This is a genomic window from Streptomyces rimosus subsp. rimosus, assembly GCF_000720725.1.
In the GTDB taxonomy this organism is placed as follows: domain Bacteria; phylum Actinomycetota; class Actinomycetes; order Streptomycetales; family Streptomycetaceae; genus Streptomyces; species Streptomyces rimosus_A.
Genome location: NZ_JOCQ01000073.1, coordinates 10,220 through 28,174, shown reverse-complemented (window position 1 = coordinate 28,174; position 17,955 = coordinate 10,220). Strand labels below are relative to the sequence as shown.

At 74.0% G+C, this 17,955-nt stretch carries 18 protein-coding genes; 11 read left to right on the top strand and 7 right to left on the bottom strand.

The annotated features are described in order from the left end of the window. Nucleotides 1–26: 26 nt before the first annotated feature. Nucleotides 27–659, top strand: a complete 633-nt coding sequence (locus IH45_RS0129965) for an isochorismatase family protein (protein ID WP_030675443.1) — start codon at nucleotides 27–29, stop codon at nucleotides 657–659. Nucleotides 660–663: 4 nt separating this feature from the next. Further along, nucleotides 664–894, top strand: coding sequence for a phosphopantetheine-binding protein (locus IH45_RS0129960; protein WP_030675439.1), 231 nt, complete (start codon nucleotides 664–666; stop codon nucleotides 892–894). A gap of 85 nt (nucleotides 895–979) precedes the next feature. On the opposite strand, the gene IH45_RS0129955 is transcribed toward IH45_RS0129960, so the two are convergent. The 4 genes from IH45_RS0129955 to IH45_RS0129940 form a co-directional block, all read right to left on the bottom strand. Continuing rightward, nucleotides 980–1,810 carry a hypothetical protein gene (locus tag IH45_RS0129955; RefSeq protein ID WP_030675425.1) on the bottom strand — a complete coding sequence of 277 codons (831 nt, stop codon included), beginning with the start codon at nucleotides 1,808–1,810 and terminating at the stop codon, nucleotides 980–982. After that, nucleotides 1,810–3,096, bottom strand: a complete 1,287-nt coding sequence (locus IH45_RS0129950; RefSeq protein ID WP_030675422.1) for a VWA domain-containing protein — start codon at nucleotides 3,094–3,096, stop codon at nucleotides 1,810–1,812. The genes IH45_RS0129955 and IH45_RS0129950 overlap by 1 nt, the downstream gene beginning before the upstream one ends. Nucleotides 3,097–3,241: 145 nt before the next feature. Further along, complete coding sequence (locus tag IH45_RS0129945) at nucleotides 3,242–3,922, bottom strand: hypothetical protein (protein ID WP_158813312.1); 681 nt, start codon at nucleotides 3,920–3,922, stop codon at nucleotides 3,242–3,244. Between the two features lie 169 nt (nucleotides 3,923–4,091). Further along, on the bottom strand, nucleotides 4,092–5,588 hold the full coding sequence (locus tag IH45_RS0129940; protein WP_030675418.1) for an SDR family oxidoreductase: 1,497 nt from the start codon (nucleotides 5,586–5,588) through the stop codon (nucleotides 4,092–4,094). Between the two features lie 149 nt (nucleotides 5,589–5,737). Between IH45_RS0129940 and IH45_RS0129935 the strand changes: the two genes are divergently transcribed. After that, a complete protein-coding gene (locus IH45_RS0129935; RefSeq protein ID WP_078897841.1) occupies nucleotides 5,738–6,922 on the top strand; it encodes a serine hydrolase domain-containing protein in 1,185 nt (394 codons plus the stop codon). A gap of 28 nt (nucleotides 6,923–6,950) precedes the next feature. Here IH45_RS0129935 and cynR read toward each other — a convergent pair whose 3' ends face one another. Then, complete coding sequence (gene cynR / locus IH45_RS0129930) at nucleotides 6,951–7,850, bottom strand: transcriptional regulator CynR (RefSeq protein WP_030675414.1); 900 nt, start codon at nucleotides 7,848–7,850, stop codon at nucleotides 6,951–6,953. A 145-nt stretch (nucleotides 7,851–7,995) separates the two neighbouring features. On the opposite strand from cynR, the gene IH45_RS0129925 reads away from it, so the two are divergent. Beyond that, nucleotides 7,996–8,706: a carbonic anhydrase gene (locus IH45_RS0129925; protein WP_030675412.1), complete on the top strand. Its 711-nt coding sequence runs from the start codon at nucleotides 7,996–7,998 to the stop codon at nucleotides 8,704–8,706. A 25-nt stretch (nucleotides 8,707–8,731) separates the two neighbouring features. Beyond that, entirely contained in the window at nucleotides 8,732–9,220 is a 489-nt protein-coding gene (gene cynS, locus IH45_RS0129920) for a cyanase (protein WP_030675409.1), read from the top strand. Nucleotides 9,221–9,327: 107 nt separating this feature from the next. On the opposite strand, the gene IH45_RS0129915 is transcribed toward cynS, so the two are convergent. Then, nucleotides 9,328–9,657 carry a putative quinol monooxygenase gene (locus IH45_RS0129915; protein WP_030675406.1) on the bottom strand — a complete coding sequence of 110 codons (330 nt, stop codon included), beginning with the start codon at nucleotides 9,655–9,657 and terminating at the stop codon, nucleotides 9,328–9,330. Between the two features lie 178 nt (nucleotides 9,658–9,835). Further along, nucleotides 9,836–11,359, bottom strand: a complete 1,524-nt coding sequence (locus IH45_RS0129910; RefSeq protein WP_030675403.1) for an alpha/beta hydrolase — start codon at nucleotides 11,357–11,359, stop codon at nucleotides 9,836–9,838. 195 nt (nucleotides 11,360–11,554) lie between these two features. On the opposite strand from IH45_RS0129910, the gene IH45_RS0129905 reads away from it, so the two are divergent. From IH45_RS0129905 to IH45_RS0129880, 6 genes are read left to right on the top strand one after another with little or no spacing between them, the layout of a single operon-like run. Then, entirely contained in the window at nucleotides 11,555–12,814 is a 1,260-nt protein-coding gene (locus IH45_RS0129905; RefSeq protein WP_030675400.1) for an ATP-grasp domain-containing protein, read from the top strand. Nucleotides 12,815–12,828: 14 nt separating this feature from the next. Then, on the top strand, nucleotides 12,829–13,722 hold the full coding sequence (locus IH45_RS0129900; protein WP_030675397.1) for a Rossmann-like domain-containing protein: 894 nt from the start codon (nucleotides 12,829–12,831) through the stop codon (nucleotides 13,720–13,722). Beyond that, nucleotides 13,719–14,807 (top strand): PLP-dependent cysteine synthase family protein, encoded by a 1,089-nt coding sequence (locus IH45_RS0129895; protein WP_030675394.1) that lies wholly within the window; start codon nucleotides 13,719–13,721, stop codon nucleotides 14,805–14,807. The genes IH45_RS0129900 and IH45_RS0129895 overlap by 4 nt, the downstream gene beginning before the upstream one ends. Next, the gene (locus IH45_RS0129890) at nucleotides 14,804–15,913 is read left to right on the top strand and encodes a dipeptide epimerase (RefSeq protein WP_030675389.1); all 1,110 of its coding nucleotides are present in this window, start codon (nucleotides 14,804–14,806) and stop codon (nucleotides 15,911–15,913) included. Before IH45_RS0129895 ends, IH45_RS0129890 begins: the two co-directional genes overlap by 4 nt. Continuing rightward, nucleotides 15,897–17,147 (top strand): MFS transporter, encoded by a 1,251-nt coding sequence (locus IH45_RS0129885; RefSeq protein ID WP_030675386.1) that lies wholly within the window; start codon nucleotides 15,897–15,899, stop codon nucleotides 17,145–17,147. Before IH45_RS0129890 ends, IH45_RS0129885 begins: the two co-directional genes overlap by 17 nt. Beyond that, on the top strand, nucleotides 17,144–17,953 hold the full coding sequence (locus IH45_RS0129880) for a class I SAM-dependent DNA methyltransferase (protein ID WP_030675383.1): 810 nt from the start codon (nucleotides 17,144–17,146) through the stop codon (nucleotides 17,951–17,953). Before IH45_RS0129885 ends, IH45_RS0129880 begins: the two co-directional genes overlap by 4 nt. Nucleotides 17,954–17,955: the final 2 nt, after the last annotated feature.

The window sequence follows — 17,955 nt, the reverse complement described above, 5'->3', positions numbered from 1 at the left end:
CCGTCCTGAAGGGACCGCACCGCACCATGGCCCTGCCCGCCATCGCCCCCTACCCCATGCCGTCCGCCGGCGACCTGCCCGCGAACCGCGTGGACTGGAAGGCCGATCCGTCGCGCGCCGTCCTGCTCGTCCACGACCTGCAGAACTACTTCCTGTCGGCCTACCGGACCGGGGCGTCCCCCGTCACCGACCTGCTGCGCAACGTCGCGGACCTCAAGGAACAGGCCGCCCGGCTCGGCATCCCCGTCCTGTACACCGCGCAGCCCGGCGGCCAGACCCCCGCCGAACGCGGCCTCCAGCAGGACTTCTGGGGCCCGGGCCTGCCCGCCGACGAGCACGCCGCGGCCATCGCCGACGCGGTCGCCCCCGGCCCGGACGACACCGTGCTGACCAAGTGGAAGTACAGCGGCTTCGTCCGCACCGACCTCGAAGAGCGGCTGCGCGGACTCGGCCGCGACCAGCTCGTCATCACCGGCGTCTACGCCCACATCGGCGTCCTGATGACCGCCTGCGACGCCTGGATGCGCGACCTCCAGGCGTTCCTGGTGGCCGACGCGGTGGCCGACTTCTCCGCGGACGACCACGCGATGGCGCTGCGCTGGGCGGCCGGCAAGTGCGCCGTGGTCACCACCACCGCCACCGTCTTCGAAGGGAACTGACCCCATGGCCCTGACCCTGGAACAGCTGCGCAACGATGTCGCCGACATCCTCGGCGAGGACCCCGCCGACATCCCCGCCGACGAGAACCTGGTCGACTACGGCCTCGACTCGGTACGCCTGATGGCCCTGGTGGGCCGCTGGAACCGCGACCACGGCATCGAGGTCGCCGTCACCGACCTGTCGGAGGAACCCGCCCTGGAGAAGTGGGCGGTGCTGCTGGGCGCCACGGGCTGAGGACCGGTCAGCCATAACCGTACGGCAGCGGGGCGGTGCGCGGACCCTTTCCGCGCACCGCCCCGCTCCGCTTTCCCGCAGCGCCTCAGACGCCCGGCGGCACCCGCGACGGACGGCCGGAGCCCCGCGTCACCGCATACCCGAAGATCCCGGCGAGCGCCGCCAGCACCGCGCCCACCGACGTCCACACCCACCGGTCGGACCAGCGGCCCGAGGACCAGCCGCCCTCCGGCTCCAGAGCGCCCGCGGACCGCTTGCCCGCCGCCGGAGTCGGCGACGCGCTCGCCCCGTCCTCCGGGGCCGCGGTGGCGACGCCCGGCACGAGCGGCTTGGACAGCTTGCCGTCCACCGCGTACGCGCCGCCCGCCTCGTCCACGGTGGGCTCGAACTCGGCCTTCACCGGCAGGCCCAGGTCGTCCTGCGGCAGGCCGGTGACCGTCAGCCGCACGTAATAGCTGCCCGGCAGCGGATCGTTGGACCACTGCTCGGCCCACGAGCGGACCGTACGCAGCGTGCAGGACACCTCCACCGACGCCGCGTCCGCTGCCGCCGCCCTGGTCTGCGCGCCGTAGGTGCACGCCTGGCGGCGCCGCAGCCCGTCGTACACGTCGAGCTGCCACGTCGAGGCGCCGTGGCGGGCCGCCTTCGGCAGCGTCACCTTCGCCTTCATCGTGGCGCGCTGCCCGGTGTCCACCGGCACCACCCAGTACAGGTAGTCGCCGGTCGACGCCCCGGCCGTCGCCCGCTGCCCCGGCTGGACCGCCGTGGCGGTACGGAACGAGGTCCCCGCCTCGGTCGGCCCCGCGGCGCTGCCGCTCGGCGACGGCGACGGACTGTCCGCCGCCGCCGTACCCGCCGCACCCAGGAGCGCGGCACCCGCCAGCAGCGCGGCGGTCACGAACTTACGCGTACGCATCAGTTGGTCCTCCAGACGGCGACACGCCAGCGCGACAGCCAGCCCCACAGCAGACCGGCCACCAGGCCGACCAGCACCAGCGCGCCCAGGAACCACCAGCCGCGGCCCAGGCCGAAGGACGCGGCGTCCGAGGCGTCGGACGGCCCGTCCACCACGTCGATGGCCAGTTCCACCGGCATGCCCGGCTCGGTCTTCACCGAGGCGGGCGCCGCGAAGGAGTTGCTGAGCTGGAGACACACCGTCTCCGGCGCGTCCTTCGCGGCACCGTCCGCGTTCTTCAGCGGCGCCTTCGGATAGCGCAGCCCGGACGAGATCACGTCGGTGCGCCCGTCGCCCGCCTCCGAGCCGCGCACGATCTCCCGGCCGTGCACGGTCGAGGCGCGCAGCAGGATGCCGTAGTCGTTGTTGACGGCACGGTCGGCGCCGATGCTCGCGGACGCCCGCAGCTCCTGGCCGGGCCGCACGTCCACCCGGTACCAGCGGTGCTCGGCGAACTTCTCACGGTCGCTGTAGAGGCCCGGCTTGAGCACCGGGGCCTTGGCACACTGATCGGCGCCCTGGACCGCCACCGGGTTCACCACCGGATCGGCCGCCCGGTCCACCAACTGGTGGACGCGGTCCCGCAGTTCGCTGGTGTGCTGTACGGAGGTGTAGGTGCCGCCGGTGGCCTCCGCGATGCAGCTGAGCTGGTTGCGGGTCTTGGCGTCCGGCAGCAGCCCGAGCGTGTCCACGGTCAGGTGGATGCCCTTGGCAGCGATCTCCCGCGCCACCTCGCACGGGTCGAGCGGAGCGCAGGTGTCCTCGCCGTCCGTGATCAGCACGATCCTGCGGGTGGCGTCACCGCCACCGCCCTTGAGGTCGTCGGCCGCGCCCAGCAGCGCCGGGCCGATCGGCGTCCAGCCGGTGGGCGCGAGCGTCGCCACCGCCGTCTTCGCCTCGGTCCGGTCGAGCGGCCCGACCGGGTAGAGCTGCTTGGTGTCCTTGCACCCGGTCTGCCGGTCGGGCCCCGGGTAATTCGCGCCGAGGGTACGGATGCCGAGCTGCACCTCGCCCGGCACCGCGTCCAGCACCTCGTTGAACGCCTGCTTCGCCGCCGCCATCCGGGTCTGCCCGTCGATGTCGCGGGCCCGCATCGACCCGCTGACATCGAGCACCAGCTCGACCTTGGGGGAGGGCTTCTTCGTGTCCGGTTCGTCGGCCGCCGCGGCGGAGGTGGGGAGCAGCCCCACGGCCAAGGTGGCGAGCAGCCCGCACACCCCGGCCGCCAGCCGTTTTCTTGTGATCATCGCCGGATCGTATTGATGATCGGGCGCCGGTATCAAAACGGGCGGGAGCCGCTGACGGCGGATCAGCGTGGGCGGAGCGCGCGGCCGCCCCGGTGCGCCGTGCGGGCACCGGGGCGGCTGGGGGACGTGCCGGGTGGCGCTGCGACTAGTCCACGACCAGCCTGGCGGTGGACGGGGCGAAGGTCTTGTATGCGTCCGAACTGTTCGTGTTCGACGCCTTCAGCCCCAGGGTCATGCTCGGCCAACTGTTCTTCTGGGCCTCTCTGGCGCTCCGCGTGACGTCGAAGGACAGGAGGCGGTTCTGGCAGTTCCCGTCGGAGCGGGGGTGCTTCGTGTCCAGCCAGTGGTACCACCGCGGCTGGGTGTTCCACGTCGTGCTCCGGTAGACCCGGCCGGTGTCCCAGATCTCGACGTTGTAAGGGGCGCACGACTGGGACGTGGTGTTCCGGATGAGGAGTCGGGCCCTATGGATCGGCTTGCGGTGGCGCAGGTTGTCGGTGCCCATCGTGATGAACGAGCGCCACACGCCGTTCAGCTCACGGTTGTTCGCGAGGGCCCTCTTGCCGACGCGCGCGACGTTGCCCGTCGTGGCCCAGTAGCGCGTGTTCGGGTGGCTCTGGTTGACGCTCGTCCACAGGCCCACCTGGCCGTCGGGCGCGCTGGGCCCAGGCTGGCGCTGCTCGGCGACGGTGCGGGACGTGCCGGACGTTTCGGGGCTCGCGGCGATGGCCGCCGGGGCGGCGAGCCCGCCGACGAGACCGCAGGCCAGCAGGGGGTACAACGACCGGGATCGCCTCCGGCCGGTGAGTGAACGGGATGTGGGCATGGTTTGCCTCCAGTGCCGGGGATGGCTGGACGGCTCCAGCTTTTCCCCGCCGTCCGCGCACCGCCCTCCCACTGCGTCCGACCGTGAGAGCGCCGACCGCGTATTCACTCATACGACCGAAGATCGTGGACGCAGGGTGACGGCAGCCGATCAGGGCCGCCGCCCGGCCTCACCGCCCCGCCGCGGCCGCCCGGCCGCCCCGCTCCCGCGCCGCCGCCGCGATGTTGCGCGCCATCCCGCCGAACACCACCGCGTGGAACGGCGCGACGCTCCACCAGTACGCGTGCCCCGCCAGCCCGTGCGGGTGGAACAGCGCCCGCTGCCGGTAGACCGTACGGCCCGCCGCGTCCTGCCCGGCCCGCAGCTCCAGCCAGGCGAGCCCCGGCAGCCGCATCTCCGCGCGCAGCCGCAGCAGCCGCCCCCGCTCGATCTCCTCGACCCGCCAGAAGTCCAGCGAATCACCGGCGCGCAGCCGCTCGGCGTCCCGCCGTCCCCGGCGCAGCCCGACGCCGCCCGACAGCCGGTCCAGCCAGCCGCGCAGGGCCCAGGCGAGCGGGAAGGAGTACCAGCCGTTCTCGCCGCCGATGCCCTCGATGACCTCCCACAGGGCCTCGGGCGGCGCGTCCACCGCACGCTGCCGGCGGTCGGTGTAGAGGCTGCCGCCCGCCCAGTCCGGGTCCGTCGGCAGCGGATCACTGGGCGCTCCGGGCACCGAGGCCGACGACCAGCGGGTGGCCACCCGCGCCTCCCGTACGCGCCGCAGCGCCAGCTCCACCGCCCGGTCGAAGCCGGTGCGCCCGTCCGGCGGGTCCGGTACGTACCGCGCGATGTCGTGCTCCTTGACGACGGCCTCGTGGCGCAGCGACTCCGCCAGCGGACGGGCGATGCCCGCCGGCACCGGCGTCACCAGCCCCACCCACTGGCTGGACAGGCCCGGCGTCAGCACCGGCACCGCCAGGATCAGACGGCGGGGGAGCGCTGCGACGCGGGCGTAGCGCTGCATCATCTGCCGGTACGTCAGGACGTCCGGGCCGCCGATGTCGAAGCCCCGGTTCACCTCGTCCGGCAGCGCGGCGCAGCCCACCAGGTAGTGCAGGACGTCCCGTACCGCGATCGGCTGGATGCGGGTGCGCACCCAGCTCGGCGTGACCATGACCGGCAGCCGTTCGGTCAGGTACCGCAGCATCTCGAAGGACGCCGAACCCGACCCCATGATCACCGCGGCCCGCAGCACCGCGGTCGGCACCCCCGACTCCAGCAGGATCCGGCCCACCTCGCTGCGGGACCGCAGATGCGGCGACAGTTTCCGCTCGTCGGTGCCCTCCGGCACCGGGCCGCCCAGGTAGACGATCCGCCGTACGCCCGCCGCACGCGCGCACGCGGCGAAGGTGCGGGCCGCCCGGCGGTCGGTCTCCTCGAAATCCTTGCCGGAGCCCAGCGCGTGCACGAGGTAGTACGCGACATCGGTCCCCTCCAGCGCCGCGGCGAGCGACCGGGCGTCCGTGACATCGCCCTGTACCGTCTCCACCCGGCCGGCCCAGGGGTGGTCCCGCAGCTTGCCCGGCGTACGGGCCAGACACCGCACCGCGTACCCCGCGGCCAGCAGCTCCGGCACCAGCCGCCCGCCGATGTACCCGGTGGCCCCGGTCACCAGAACCCGTTCCATGCCGCGCCTCCCTGTCGCCGTACCGGCCCGTACCAGTACCCGTACCTGTACCGGCGACCCGTGCCGCCCGCCGACTGCGGTTTACCCCACCACCGGAACGGGGGCCAGCCGGATGGCCCAAGCCCGTCGCACCACGCGACCATCGCCGCATGAGACGCCACCTCCGCCGCGCACGCAGCACCGGCATCGCCGCACTGGCCGCCCTCGGCACGCTGCTCGCCGTGCTGCCGGGCCCGGCCACCGCCGCCGGTCAGGCGCGCGCCGACCGGCTCCAGCGGGACGCCGACGCCCTGCGCGACGCCGGCGTCACCGGTGTCGCCGTACGCCTGCGCACCCCGGACGGCGTCCGCATGGTCACCAGCGGCACCGGCGACCTCGCGACCGGCCGGCCCGTGCCGCGCGGGGGGTTTCTCCGTATCGGCAGTACGACCAAGTCCTTCGTCGCCACCGTCGTCCTCCAGCTCGTCGGCGAGGGCCGGCTGCGGCTGGACGACACGGTGGAGCGGTGGCTGCCGGGCACGGTCACCGGCAACGGCAACGACGGCCGCGCCGTCATTGTGCGCCAGCTGCTCGGCCACACCAGCGGGCTGCCCGATTACGCCGCCGACGTGGCCCCGCGCGACAGCCGCGAGTTCGAGGCCGAGCGCGACCGCTTCCACCCGCCGGAGCGACTGGTCGCCCTGGCCATGAAGCACCGCCCCGCGTTCCGCCCCGGCACCCGCCACGGCTACTCGAACACCAACTACGTCCTGGCAGGCATGATCGTGCGGGCCGTCACCGGCCACACCTGGCAGAAGGAGGTCGAAGAGCGCATCCTGTGGCCGCTCGGCCTGGAGGACACCCGCGCGCCCGAGGGCCGCCCGTACTTCCCCCACCCGCACGCCACCGAATACCAGCAGTTCACGCCGGGCGGGCCGTACGCCGACACCACCGCGCCGTACCTGCCCTTCGACTCCGGCGCCGACGGCGCCATGATCAGCAAGGCCGCCGACGTCGACGCGTTCTTCGCCGCTCTGAACGCCGGACGTCTGCTGGAGCCTGCCGAACAGACCGAGATGCTCCGTACCGTGGCGGTGCCGGACGCGCCCGACAAGGTCCCGGGCACCCGCGCCGGCCTCGGCCTCTTCAGCGTCCCGCTGTCCTGCGGCGGCACGTACCGGGGCCACGCCGGCAGCGGCTTCGGCTACGTCGTCCAGCCCGCCGCCACCCCCGACGGCCGCCGCTCCGTCACCGTCTCCCTGCACAGCCGCCCGGCCGACCAGGACACCGCCGTACGCCAGCTCCGGGCCATGCACACCCTCGTCGACCACGCCCTGTGCGGCATATCGAGGTGAGCCGCCCGGCCCGGACCGTGCGGGGACGCTACTCCTGCCCGTACTCCCGCCCCCACTCCCGGGCGAGCCCCGCGAAGGCGTCGGCCGCGGCGCTGCGGTAGGCGCTCTCGCGGCGCAGCAGCGTCACCGTGCGGGCGGGCAGCGCGGGGGAGAGGGCGACCGGGTGCAGGGCGGGCTGTTCGCGGGTGATGGCGTCCGGGAGGACGGTGGCCAAGGAGGTGCGCCGGACCAGTTCGGTCAGGGTGGTGATGGAGTTCGCCTCCACGGCGATGCGGGGCCGCACGCCGTGCTCGGCGAAGTATGCGTCGATGTGCAGCCGGGTGGCGAAGTCGGCGCTCAGCAGAGCGAGTTGGTGATCGCGCAGCGAGCGGACGGGCAGCGGCGCGGAGCGGCCGGCGTACGGATGGGCCGCGCCGACGACCAGGCCGAGCGCCTCGGTGAACAGCGCGGTGCCGGTGATGCCCGGCAGGTGCGGCCCGCTGAAGGCGATGCCCAGGTCCAGTTCGTCGGCCAGCAGCGCGGACTCCATGCGGTCCTGCGGCAGCTCCCGCAGCGTGAGCGAGATGCCGGGGTGGCGGGTGTGGAAAGCGCCGGTCAGCGGGCCGACGAGATAGGCGGTGAAGGTCGGGGTGGTGGCCAGGCGCAGCGTCCCGCGCGACAGGTCCCGTACGTCCAGCACGGCACGCTCGGCAGCCTCCAGATCGCGCAGCGCGCCGCGGGCGTAGTGGGCGTACGCCTGCCCGGCGTCGGTCAGCCGCACGGTGCGGCCCGTGCGGTCCAGCAGCTGCGCCTTCAGGGCCCGCTCCAGCTGCCGGACCTGCTGGGAGAGCGTCGGCTGCGAGACGTGCAGGGCTTCGGCCGCCCGGGTGAAATTCCCGTGCTCGGCGACCGCGAGCAGATAGCGCAGATGACGCAGTTCCAAGGCCATGCCTGCCACGATAAGCAGCCACGGCAAGCAGGTATAGACGACACCGATAACCACCATGAGTTGTACGTCTTGGACGCTATAGCACCAGCTCACGCATGGTGGACCCATCGGCTTCCCGGCCGAGGTCCCCCAGCAAGGAGTGTCCGTGCACCCTCAGCTCACCGCCGGCGTCCTGCGTTTCCAGCGCGATGTCCACCCCGCCCGGGCGGCCCTCTTCGAGCGGCTCGCCACCACCCACCGGCCGGGTGCCCTGTTCATCGGCTGCTCCGACGCCCGGGTGGTCCCCGAGCTGCTCACCCAGTCGGAGCCGGGCGAGCTGTTCGTGATCCGTACGGCCGGCAACCTCGTCCCCGCGTACGGCCCGCGGCCCGACGCGGTGACCGCCAGCATCGAGTACGCGCTCACGGCGCTCGGCGTCACCGACGTGATCGTGTGCGGCCACTCCGGCTGCGGCGCGATGACGGTCCTGGCCACCGGCGAGGACCTGACCGGCCTGCCCGCCCTGGCCGGCTGGCTGGACGCGGCCGGACCCGCCGCGAACCGCGCCCGCTCGGCCTCCGGAACCGAGACCTGCGGAACCGAGACCTGCGAAACCGGAACCTCCGAAACCGAAGCCGGCGGAACCGAAGCCGGCGAAACCGAAGCCTCTGAAACCGCCGCCGCGACCGAGTCCCGCGTCGCGGCCCTGGTCCGCGACAACGTCGCCACCCAGCTCGCCCGCCTCGCCACCCATCCGTCCGTGGCCCGCGCCCTCGCGCGGGACGCGGTCACGCTGCACGGCTGGACCCACGACATCCGTACCGGAGCCGTCGACGTCCTCGACCCGCGCGGCGAAACCTTCACCCCGCTCTCCTGAGCCCCGTCCGGAAAGGACTTCTCCCGTGTCCCACACCCACACCCACACCCACGCCCAGCTCGACCCGCAGGCCCGCCACGACCTGGCGCAGGCGATCGTCGAGGCCAAGATCCAGAAGGACCTCACGTGGGAGCAGCTGGCCGACGGCACCGGCCTGTCCGTCGTCTTCGTCACCGCCGCGCTCCTCGGCCAGCACGCGCTGCCCGCCGACGCCGCCCGCACCGTCGCCGAACGGCTGGACCTGGACGAGGCGGCGGAGCGGCTGCTGCGCACGATCCCGCTGCGCGGCAGCATCCCGGACGGCGTCCCCACCGACCCGACCCTCTACCGCTTCCACGAGATGCTCCAGGTCTACGGCACCACCCTCAAGGCCCTGATCCACGAGCGGTTCGGCGACGGCATCATCAGCGCCGTCAACTTCCGGCTGGACATACAGAAGGTCGAGGACCCGGAGGGCGGCTCGCGAGCAGTGATCACCCTGGACGGGAAGTACCTCCCGGCCACGCCGTTCTGACCGGCCCTGCCCGTAGCCCGGCCGCGCGGGACCGACAGCCCGCGCGGCCGGGACACGGGCCGTCGGCCGGACGGGCCGTCGGCCGCGCGGCATGGCGCCCCGTCCGCTCAGGCCTCGCGCGGCGACAGCTCTCCCATGGCCGACCAGCCCTCGGCCTCGATCTCGCTGCTGATGATCTGCGGGGTGGTCTCGATGGCCCCGGCCATCGTCTCCAGGCCCGCCTTGAAGTGCGCGGAGTTCACGTGCTCATCCCCGGCCTTGCGGTCGGCGAAGCCCTCGACCAGCACGAACTCGCGCGGGTTGTCGACGCTGGTCGACCACTCGAAGAACAGGTTGCCCGGCTCCTGCCGGGTGGCCTGCGTGAAGTCGTCCACCAGCGACAGCCACGAGTCCTGGTATTCGGGGCGGGCGGTGAACTTGACGACGATGAAGATCATGCTGGCTCCTGCGGTGGTACGGACCGGCTCGCGCCTGCGCGGCCGGGCGGGCTGCCGCCCGCGTCGTCCCCCCATGGTGGGCGCACCCGCCCGCCCGCCGAAGCAGGATCGCCGCGCTTTCCGGCCCTCCCGGAAAATCCGCCGCCGGGGACGGGCGCGGCACCCGCGTGCACGTGCCTCACGTACGCGGGGAAGGTTCCGGCAGCCCCGGCCCGTCGCAGTGCACATCCCGCGCGGGGACGGTGCCGCCGACGAGATAAGCACCGACCGCGGCGTCCACGCAGCGGTTGCCACGGCTGGCGAAGACGCCGTGCGAGTAGTCGTTGTGCAGGGTGACCAGCCGCGACCCGGGCAGGACGTGTCCGAGGGCCCGCGCGCCGGCGAGCGGCGTCACGGGATCGTGCGCGGAGGCCACCAGCAGGGCCGGCGGCGCCGCGGGGCTGCCGAGCGGGGTGCGCTCCGCCGGGCGGACGTGCCAGTACGCACAGGCCGCCGCCTCCAGGCCGGTCAGTACCGGCTGCGGGTCCGCGTGCCGCAGCCGCCGGATGTCGGCGACGACCCGCCCCGGCGTGGGCCCGGGCCCGTCGGCGCACTTCACGGCCCGGTTGGCGGCCTCGTACGTACGTGACTCGGCCCCGTCGAAGGGTGCGGCGGGCCGCAGCCGGTCGACGCTCCCCCCGTCCAGATAGGCGCGCAGCCCGTCGCCGAGGGCGGTCCACCGTTCCGTACGCCCCAGGGCGCGGTAGACGGTCCGGTCGAAGGCCGCGGCACCGAACCCGGTCACCGGCCGCGCCGCCAGCCCGTCCCGCACCCGCTGATACGCGGCGCGGACCTCGCCCGCCGTACTGCCGAGCCGGAACCGGGAGGCGTGCCGCGCCAGCCAGTCGAACAGCACCTCGCGCTGGCGCAGCAGCGCGAAGGCCTGCCGCACGTCGAAGTCGTGCCAGTCCTGCGGCCCGACCACACTGTCCAGCACCAACCTGTCCACCCGGTGCGGGAATCGAGCCACGTAGGCCGCGCCCAGGTACGTACCGTACGAGACGCCGAGATAGCTGATGCGCCGCTCGCCGAGCGCGGCGCGGACGGCGTCCATGTCCCGCGCGGTCTCGCTGGTGGAGAGGTGGGGGAGGGTGTCGCCGGTGCCCGCCGCGCAGTCGCCGGCCAGCCGCCGCTGGGAGTCCAGGTAGGCGCGCTCACCGGGCCGGTCGCGCGGTACGGGATCGAGCGGCGCGGTTCCGGTGCCGGGCGGATCGAAAAGCCCGCCCATCGGCCCGCAGGCGACGGGGGCACTGTGTCCGGTGCCGCGCGGGTCGAAGCCAATGACGTCGTAGGCGCGGCGGACCGCGTCCGGCAGTTTGGCGCGCTTGGTGACCGCGTACGGAAGCGCGGAGCCGCCCGGACCGCCCGGATTGACCAGCAGGACCCCGCGCCGCTCGGCGGGCGTCCCCGAGGCGCGGACGCGGGAGACGGCTATGCGTATGCGCGCGCCGTCCGGACGCGAGTGGTCCAGCGGCACGCTCACCGTGCCGCACTCGACGCGCTCGGGCGGGGGAGGGGCGGGGACCGACGCCGGGCAGGCACCGAAGCGCAGGGACGGGGCGGGGGCGTCGGCGCGGGGCTCGGCGGCCGCGGCGGAGGACAGCGGTACGGCGCTCGTCAGGAGCGCGCAGAGCAGCGCGGTGCGCCGCAGGGCGAAAGGCATGGGGCTCGCAGTTCTGGACAGCGCGGAGGGCGCGGGCGGCATCGCGGGCGCAGAAGACGGCGAAAAGATGAGCCCACGAGGTGACAATGAAAATCATTAGCGTTAGCATCGCGTTCGGTCAACACCGCACCACGGCCGCCGGGGGCCTCCCCGCGGCGTGCCCGGAAGCGAAACCACCTGCGCAGAAGGAGAGTTGTGGCGCATCTGCTGATGGTCGAGAGCTGGGTCGGGTCGATGGGCAGGCTGCTGCCCCGCGCCCTCCGCGAGGCCGGACACGACTTCACCTTCCTCACCCGCGACCTCCACCACTACCTGCGGACCGCCCCCGAGGGCACCGCCCACCCGCTGCTCGCGGCCCGTAACGTGATCACCGCCGACACCAACGACACCGACGCCCTGCTGCCGTACGCCGAACGCCTGCACGCGGCGATCGGCTTCGACGGCGTCCTCAGCTCGTGCGACTACTACCTGCCCGCCGTGGCGCGCGTCGCCGCCCGACTGGGCCTGCCCGGACCCGCGCCGGACGCCGTGGAGACCGCCTGCCGCAAGGACGCCACCCGGCGCGCCCTGGAAGCCGCCGGAGTGCCGGGCCCCCGGTTCGCGGTCTGCGGCGACTGGGCACGGACCGCCGAGGCGGCGCGGGAGATCGGCTTTCCGCTGGTGCTCAAGCCGGTGGACCTGTGCGCCGGGATGTACGTACGGCGGGTGGACGACGAGACGGAACTGGCCCGCGCGCACCGCGAACTGGCCGCCTTCCCCGTCAACGCGCGCGGGCAGCTGCGGGCCCCCGTCGTCCTGCTGGAAGAGCTGCTGGACGGGCCCGAGGTCAGCGTCGAGACCGTGTCGTACGGCGGAGCCGTGCACGTCGTCGGGGTGACCGACAAGAGCGTGGGCGGCGCTCCGGCGTTCGTGGAGACGGGGCACATGTTCCCCGCCGCCCTGTCCGCCGCCGATGCGGAAGCGGCGGCGGACACCGCCCGCGCCGCGCTCAAGGCGCTCGGCCTGGACCAGGTCGTCGCACACACCGAGATCAAGCTCACCGCGGCCGGACCGCGCGTGGTCGAGGTCAATCCGCGGCCCGCCGGCAACCGCATCACCGAGCTGATCCGCCACGTCACCGGCATCGACCTGGCCGCCGCCTTCGTGGAGGTGGCGCTCGGCCGCGAGCCGGACCTCGTGCCGCGCGAGACCGGGCTGCGCAGCGCCGCCATCGGCTTCCTCGTCCCCGAACGCACCGGCGTGCTCCGGGAGATAGCCGGCGCCGATCGGCTGGACGGGCGGCCCGGTGTGCTGGAGGTCCAGCTCGCCGCGCCCGGCAAGGCCGTGAAGGAGACCGGCAGCAACAACGGGTACCTCGGCCATGTCATGGCCGCCGACAGCGACGGGGCAGGGGCACGCGCCCGCGTCGAGGAACTGCTTGCCGGACTGTGTCCGCGGGTGGTGGACGAGCGATGAGCCCAGGACGAGCCATGAGCCCGGCGGGACAGGCGTCGGCTACGGCGGTCGCAGGCGCCGCGCGGCCCGCCGCGGCCGACTACCCGGACCTGGTACGCCGCGTACGGGCCGGTGAGCTGGGGCCCGACCCCCGTGAGCAGAAGATCGCGGTGGCCTTCACCACCAGCCAGGCCGTACGCCACGAAGGACGCAGCGGCGGCTACCGCAACGAAGTGCTCAGCCTGCGCCTCGGCAGCGCGGTGGGCTCCTGCGCCGTGGAACCCGGCGCGCTGCCCGCCGCCGCGATCGACGACTGCGTGGGCGCCGACATCGCGGCGCTCCTCGACCACCCGCTGGCGCCGGTACGGGTCGCCGCCCTGGACGCGTACCTGATGCACGCCATGCCGCACACGCCCGCCAACGGCGCGCAGCCCTGGCAGCTGCCCGCCGGTGACTCGCTCGCCAAATCCCGGGCCCGCGCCCGGGGCGTCGCCGGGCTGCTCGCCGTCGCGCCCGGCCGCACCGTCCTGGTCGTCGGCGTCGTCAACTCGCTGCTGGAGGCGCTGCGTGCCCGCGGACTGGTCTGCGTACCGTGCGACCTCAAGGGCGGCCGTACGGAGTGGGGCGAGCCGGTCCGTACCGACGCGCTCGCCGAACTCGACCGGTGCGACGCCGTGCTGGCCTCCGGTATGACCCTGGGCAACGGCACCTTCGAGCCGCTGCGCGCCCACTGCGCGCGGCACGCCAAGCCGCTGGTGCTGTTCGCGCAGACCGGCAGCGCCGTACTGCCCCGCTTCCTGGGCGCCGGGGTGAGCGCCGTGTGCGCCGAGCCGTACCCCTTCTTCTGGCTCGACGGCGGACCCGGCGTCGTCCACCGCTACACCGGCGACGACGACTACGCACTGTCGGTACAGGGAGGCGCCCGATGACCGCCGCCGTTCTGGGCGCCCCCGCCGCCAACCGGGAACTCCTCGCCCTCGTCGGCCGTACGCCCCTGGCCCGTATCACCGGCGACCTGCCCTGCCCGCACCCCGGCTTCTGGGCCAAGCTCGAAGGGCTCGGCGCGGGCGGCATGAAGGCGCGCGCCGCCGTCTCCATGCTGCTCGGCGCCCGCGAACGGGGCGAACTGCGGCCCGGAGCGCCGGTCGTGGAGTCCACCTCCGGGACCCTCGGCATCGGCCTGGCCTTCGCCGGACAGGCCCTCGGCCATGACGTGATCCTGGTCTGTGACAGCGAACTGGAGCCCTCCATGCGCCGGTTGCTGCGGGCCTACGGCGCACGGCTGGAGATCGTCGACCGGCCCGCGCCCGAGGGCGGCTGGCAGGCCGCCCGGCTCGCCCGGCTGCGCGAACTGCGCACCCTGCTGCCCCACGCGTACTGGCCCGACCAGTACAACAACCCCGACAACGCCGCGGGCTACGCCTCCCTCGCCGCCGAGATGGCCGCCGCCCTCGACCACCTCGACGTACTCGTGTGCAGCGTCGGCACCGGCGGCCACAGCGCAGGAATCATCGGCCCGCTGCGCCGCCACTGGCCCGCGCTGCGCCTGATCGGCGTGGACGCCACCGGCTCGACCATCTTCGGCCAGCCCGCCAGGCCCCGCCTGATGCGCGGCCTCGGCAGCAGCATCCACCCGCGCAACGTCGCCTACAGGGCCTTCGACGAAGTGCACTGGGTCGGACCCGCCGAAGCCGCCGACGCCTGCCGACGGCTGGCCCGCGCCAGCTTCGTCAGCGGCGGCTGGAGCACCGGCGCCGTCGCGCTGGTCGCCGCCTGGGCGGCCCGCGTCCACCCCGGCGCCGTCGTCGCCACCGTCTTCCCCGACGGCCTGCACCGCTACCTCGGCACCGTCTACGACGAGGACTTCGCCGCGGCCCACGGCCTGGACGGCCGCGCCGTCGCCACCCGCCCGGTGGAACTGCCCTACCCCACGGCGGCCGAGGCCACCGGCTGGGCGCGGTGCACCACCGTCGTGGATCCGAAAGCAGCAGCCGTAGGGGAGGGCGTGGCATGAAGGGCACCCTGCGCGTCGTACGGCTGCGGCTCGCCGAGCCACTGCGCATCTCGCGGTCGGTGACGGCCGAACGGGACGCCGTCTGGCTGACCGTGGAACACCGCGGACTGCGCGGCCACGGCGAAGCCGTCACCAGCGTGTACTACGGCCTCGACACCGACACCCTGAGCCGTCTGCTGGCCGGCGCCGCCGTCGGACTGGGCCGTTTCGCCGACCCCGAAAGCGCCCTGGACGCCCTCCGCGAAGGCGACCTGCCCGCGCCGGACACGCCGCCCGCCGTCACCGCCGCCGTCGAATCGGCACTGCTCGACCTCGTCGGCAAGCGCGCCGGAAAGCCGGTCCACCAGCTGTTGGGCACCTCGGAGCGGCCCGTCGCCGCCACCGCCCGCACCATCGGCATCGTGCCCACGGCACGGGCCCGTACCCAGGCCCGCTGCCTGGCCGAGAGCGGCTTCACCGTCCTCAAGATCAAGGCCGGTACGGCGGACCCCGAGGACGACCTCGCCCGCGTACGCGCCGTACGCGACGCCGCCCCCACGGCCGCGCTGCTGCTCGACCCCAACGGCGCCTGGACGCCACAGCAGGCCGGGCGGCTGCTGCCGCGCTTCGCCGAACTCGGCGTCGCGGCCGTCGAACAGCCGACGCCGCCCGGCGACCCCGAGGCGCTCGCCCGGCTCGCCGCGCGCTCCCCGCTGCCCGTCATCGCCGACGAGGACGCCGTGTCCCCCGCCGATGCCGAGCGGCTGGCCGGACGGGTCCAGGGCGTCAACGTCAAGCTCGCCAAATGCGGCGGCGTCCACGCGGCCCTGCGCATCGAGAAGCTGATCGCGGGCAGTGGCACTCGGCTCATGCTCGGCTGCCTGACCGCCGGGACCCTCGGCATCGCCCCCGCCGTCCACCTCGCCGACCGGGCCCGCTGGGTCGACCTCGACGGGCACCTGCTGCTCGCCCACGACCCGTGGACCGGCATCGGCGGCACCGACGGAACCGTCCGCGCCGGAACGGGCGCCGGGCTGGGCGTACGGCCGGTGCCCCCGCGCGGCCCGGACCGCACCGCCCCACCCGCAGTACCGAAGGAAAGGCACCACCGTGAAGACGTGGAGTGAGATGCGGGCCTTCCCGCTCGCCATCCGGCTCCTGCTGGTCAACCAGCTCGGCGTGAACATCGGCTTCTACCTGCTCATCCCCTACCTCGCCACCCACCTCGGCGAGGACCTGGGGATGTCCGCCGCCGTGGTCGGCATCGTGCTGGGCGTACGCAACCTCAGCCAGCAGGGCCTGTTCATCCTGGGCGGCTCGGCCGCCGACCGGCTCGGCGCGCGCGGCGTGATCATCGCGGGCTGCGCGCTGCGCACCGTCGGCTTCGCACTGTTCGCGCTGGGCGACGGGCTGCCCGTACTGCTGGCCGCCTCCATACTCAGCGGGCTCGCCGGGGCCCTGTTCAACCCGGCCGTACGGGCCTACCTGGCAGCCGAGGCGGGCGACCGCAAGGCCGAGGCGTTCGCCCTGTTCAACATCTTCGCGACGACCGGCGCCCTGGTCGGCCCCCTGATCGGCAGCGCCCTGCTGCTCGTCGACTTCCGCGCCTCCGCCCTCACCGCCGCCGCGATCTTCGCCCTGCTCACCGCCGCCCAGGCCGCCGTCCTGCCCGCCCGCGAGGTGCCCGCCGCCCGGGGCAGCGTGCTCGGCGACTGGCGCGAAGTCCTCGCCAACCGGGCCTTCCTGGCCTTCTCCCTCGCCATGGTCGGCATGTTCACCATGGAGAACCAGCTCTACCTGCTGCTCCCGGACGGCGCCCGGCGGGCCACCGGCTGGGACGGCGCGGCGGGCATCGTGTTCCTGGCCGGGACGCTGGCCAACCTCACCCTCCAGATGCGGATCACCCGGACCCTCAAGGAGCGTGGCCGACGAGCGCGCTGGGTCGCCGTCGGGCTGGCGCTGATGGGTGTGGCGTTCGTACCGCCGATGGCGGTCGCCGGACTGCCCGGGGCGGGCGGCGGCGCGGGCCGCGCGGCGCTCGCCCTCGTACCCGTGCTGGCCGGGGCGCTGCTGCTGTACGTCGGCGTCATGATCGCCCAGCCGTTCGTCATGGAGCTGATACCGGAGTTCGGCCGCGCCGAACTGACCGGCACCTACTTCGGGATCTTCTACGTCGTCTCCGGCATCGCCGCCGCCGTCGGCAACACCGTCGTCGGCTGGGCCATGGACGCGGGAGCCCACAACGCCCCATGGCTGCCCTGGGCGTGCTGCCTCGCCTTCGGCCTCGCCTCGGCGGCCGGCGTCCTCTGGCTGCACCGGCTGCGCGCCCTGCCCGTACGCCCCGTGGCGGTGACGGCATGAGCGGGCCCGCCACCGCCCGGAACCTGCTGACCGACAACCCCGCCCTGTACGAGGCACGCTTCCCCGACCCCGACCGGCTCGCCGCCCGCTGGACCGAGGACGTGCTGCGCACACACGGCGCCGGGCCGCACGTACTCGACCTCGGCTGCGGCACCGGACGCGACGCCGCCCACCTGCACGCCACGGGCCGTACGGTCGTCGGCGCCGACCTGTCGGACGCGATGCTCACGTACGCCCGCACCCACCACCCCGGACCCCGCTACGTACGGGCCGACCTGCGCCGATTCGACCGCGCGGACCTCGCGGAGCAGCCCTTCGACGCGGTCGTCTGCCTGGACAGCGCGCTGCTGTACTGCCACACCAATGACGAACTGGACGGCCTCCTGGACTCCTGCCGCCGCGCGCTGGCGCCCGGCGGACTGCTGGTGGCGGAGATGCGCAACGGAGCGTTCTTCCTCGGCCGTACGGAACTCCTGGACGCACCGCAGATCCGCGGCTTCGAGTGGCAGGGAGCCGTGTACCGGTCCGTCACCACACTCACCGTGGACCGGGCCGCCCAACTGCTCCGCAGACGGCGGGTGTGGAGCACGGAGAACGGCGCGCCGCCCGTCGAACAGCACTCCGCGTGGCGGCTGCTGTTCCCCCAGGAACTGCGGTACGCGCTCGCCGCGCACGGCTTCACGGTGCTGGAGCTGCACGACGGGCCGGGGCCGCGGACGGAGACGGCGTGGCAACCAGGGTCGGTCCCCGGCGACCGTGCCGACGGGGACCGGCTGCACGTCGTGGCCCGGTTGTCGGACACCTGAGC

Excerpts from the sequence above, each read along its gene's own strand:
- IH45_RS0129965 (WP_030675443.1), top strand. The coding sequence starts at position 27 with ATGGCCCTGCCCGCCATCGCCCCCTACCCCATGCCGTCCGCCGGCGAC.
- IH45_RS0129955 (WP_030675425.1), bottom strand. The coding sequence starts at position 1,810 with ATGCGTACGCGTAAGTTCGTGACCGCCGCGCTGCTGGCGGGTGCCGCG.
- IH45_RS0129895 (WP_030675394.1), top strand. The coding sequence starts at position 13,719 with ATGACCGCCGCCGTTCTGGGCGCCCCCGCCGCCAACCGGGAACTCCTC.
- IH45_RS0129945 (WP_158813312.1), bottom strand. The coding sequence starts at position 3,922 with ATGCCCACATCCCGTTCACTCACCGGCCGGAGGCGATCCCGGTCGTTG.
- IH45_RS0129950 (WP_030675422.1), bottom strand. The coding sequence starts at position 3,096 with ATGATCACAAGAAAACGGCTGGCGGCCGGGGTGTGCGGGCTGCTCGCC.
- IH45_RS0129900 (WP_030675397.1), top strand. The coding sequence starts at position 12,829 with ATGAGCCCGGCGGGACAGGCGTCGGCTACGGCGGTCGCAGGCGCCGCG.
- IH45_RS0129890 (WP_030675389.1), top strand. The coding sequence starts at position 14,804 with ATGAAGGGCACCCTGCGCGTCGTACGGCTGCGGCTCGCCGAGCCACTG.
- IH45_RS0129910 (WP_030675403.1), bottom strand. The coding sequence starts at position 11,359 with ATGCCTTTCGCCCTGCGGCGCACCGCGCTGCTCTGCGCGCTCCTGACG.
- IH45_RS0129960 (WP_030675439.1), top strand. The coding sequence starts at position 664 with ATGGCCCTGACCCTGGAACAGCTGCGCAACGATGTCGCCGACATCCTC.
- IH45_RS0129935 (WP_078897841.1), top strand. The coding sequence starts at position 5,738 with ATGAGACGCCACCTCCGCCGCGCACGCAGCACCGGCATCGCCGCACTG.
- IH45_RS0129880 (WP_030675383.1), top strand. The coding sequence starts at position 17,144 with ATGAGCGGGCCCGCCACCGCCCGGAACCTGCTGACCGACAACCCCGCC.
- IH45_RS0129940 (WP_030675418.1), bottom strand. The coding sequence starts at position 5,588 with ATGGAACGGGTTCTGGTGACCGGGGCCACCGGGTACATCGGCGGGCGG.
- IH45_RS0129915 (WP_030675406.1), bottom strand. The coding sequence starts at position 9,657 with ATGATCTTCATCGTCGTCAAGTTCACCGCCCGCCCCGAATACCAGGAC.
- cynR (WP_030675414.1), bottom strand. The coding sequence starts at position 7,850 with ATGGCCTTGGAACTGCGTCATCTGCGCTATCTGCTCGCGGTCGCCGAG.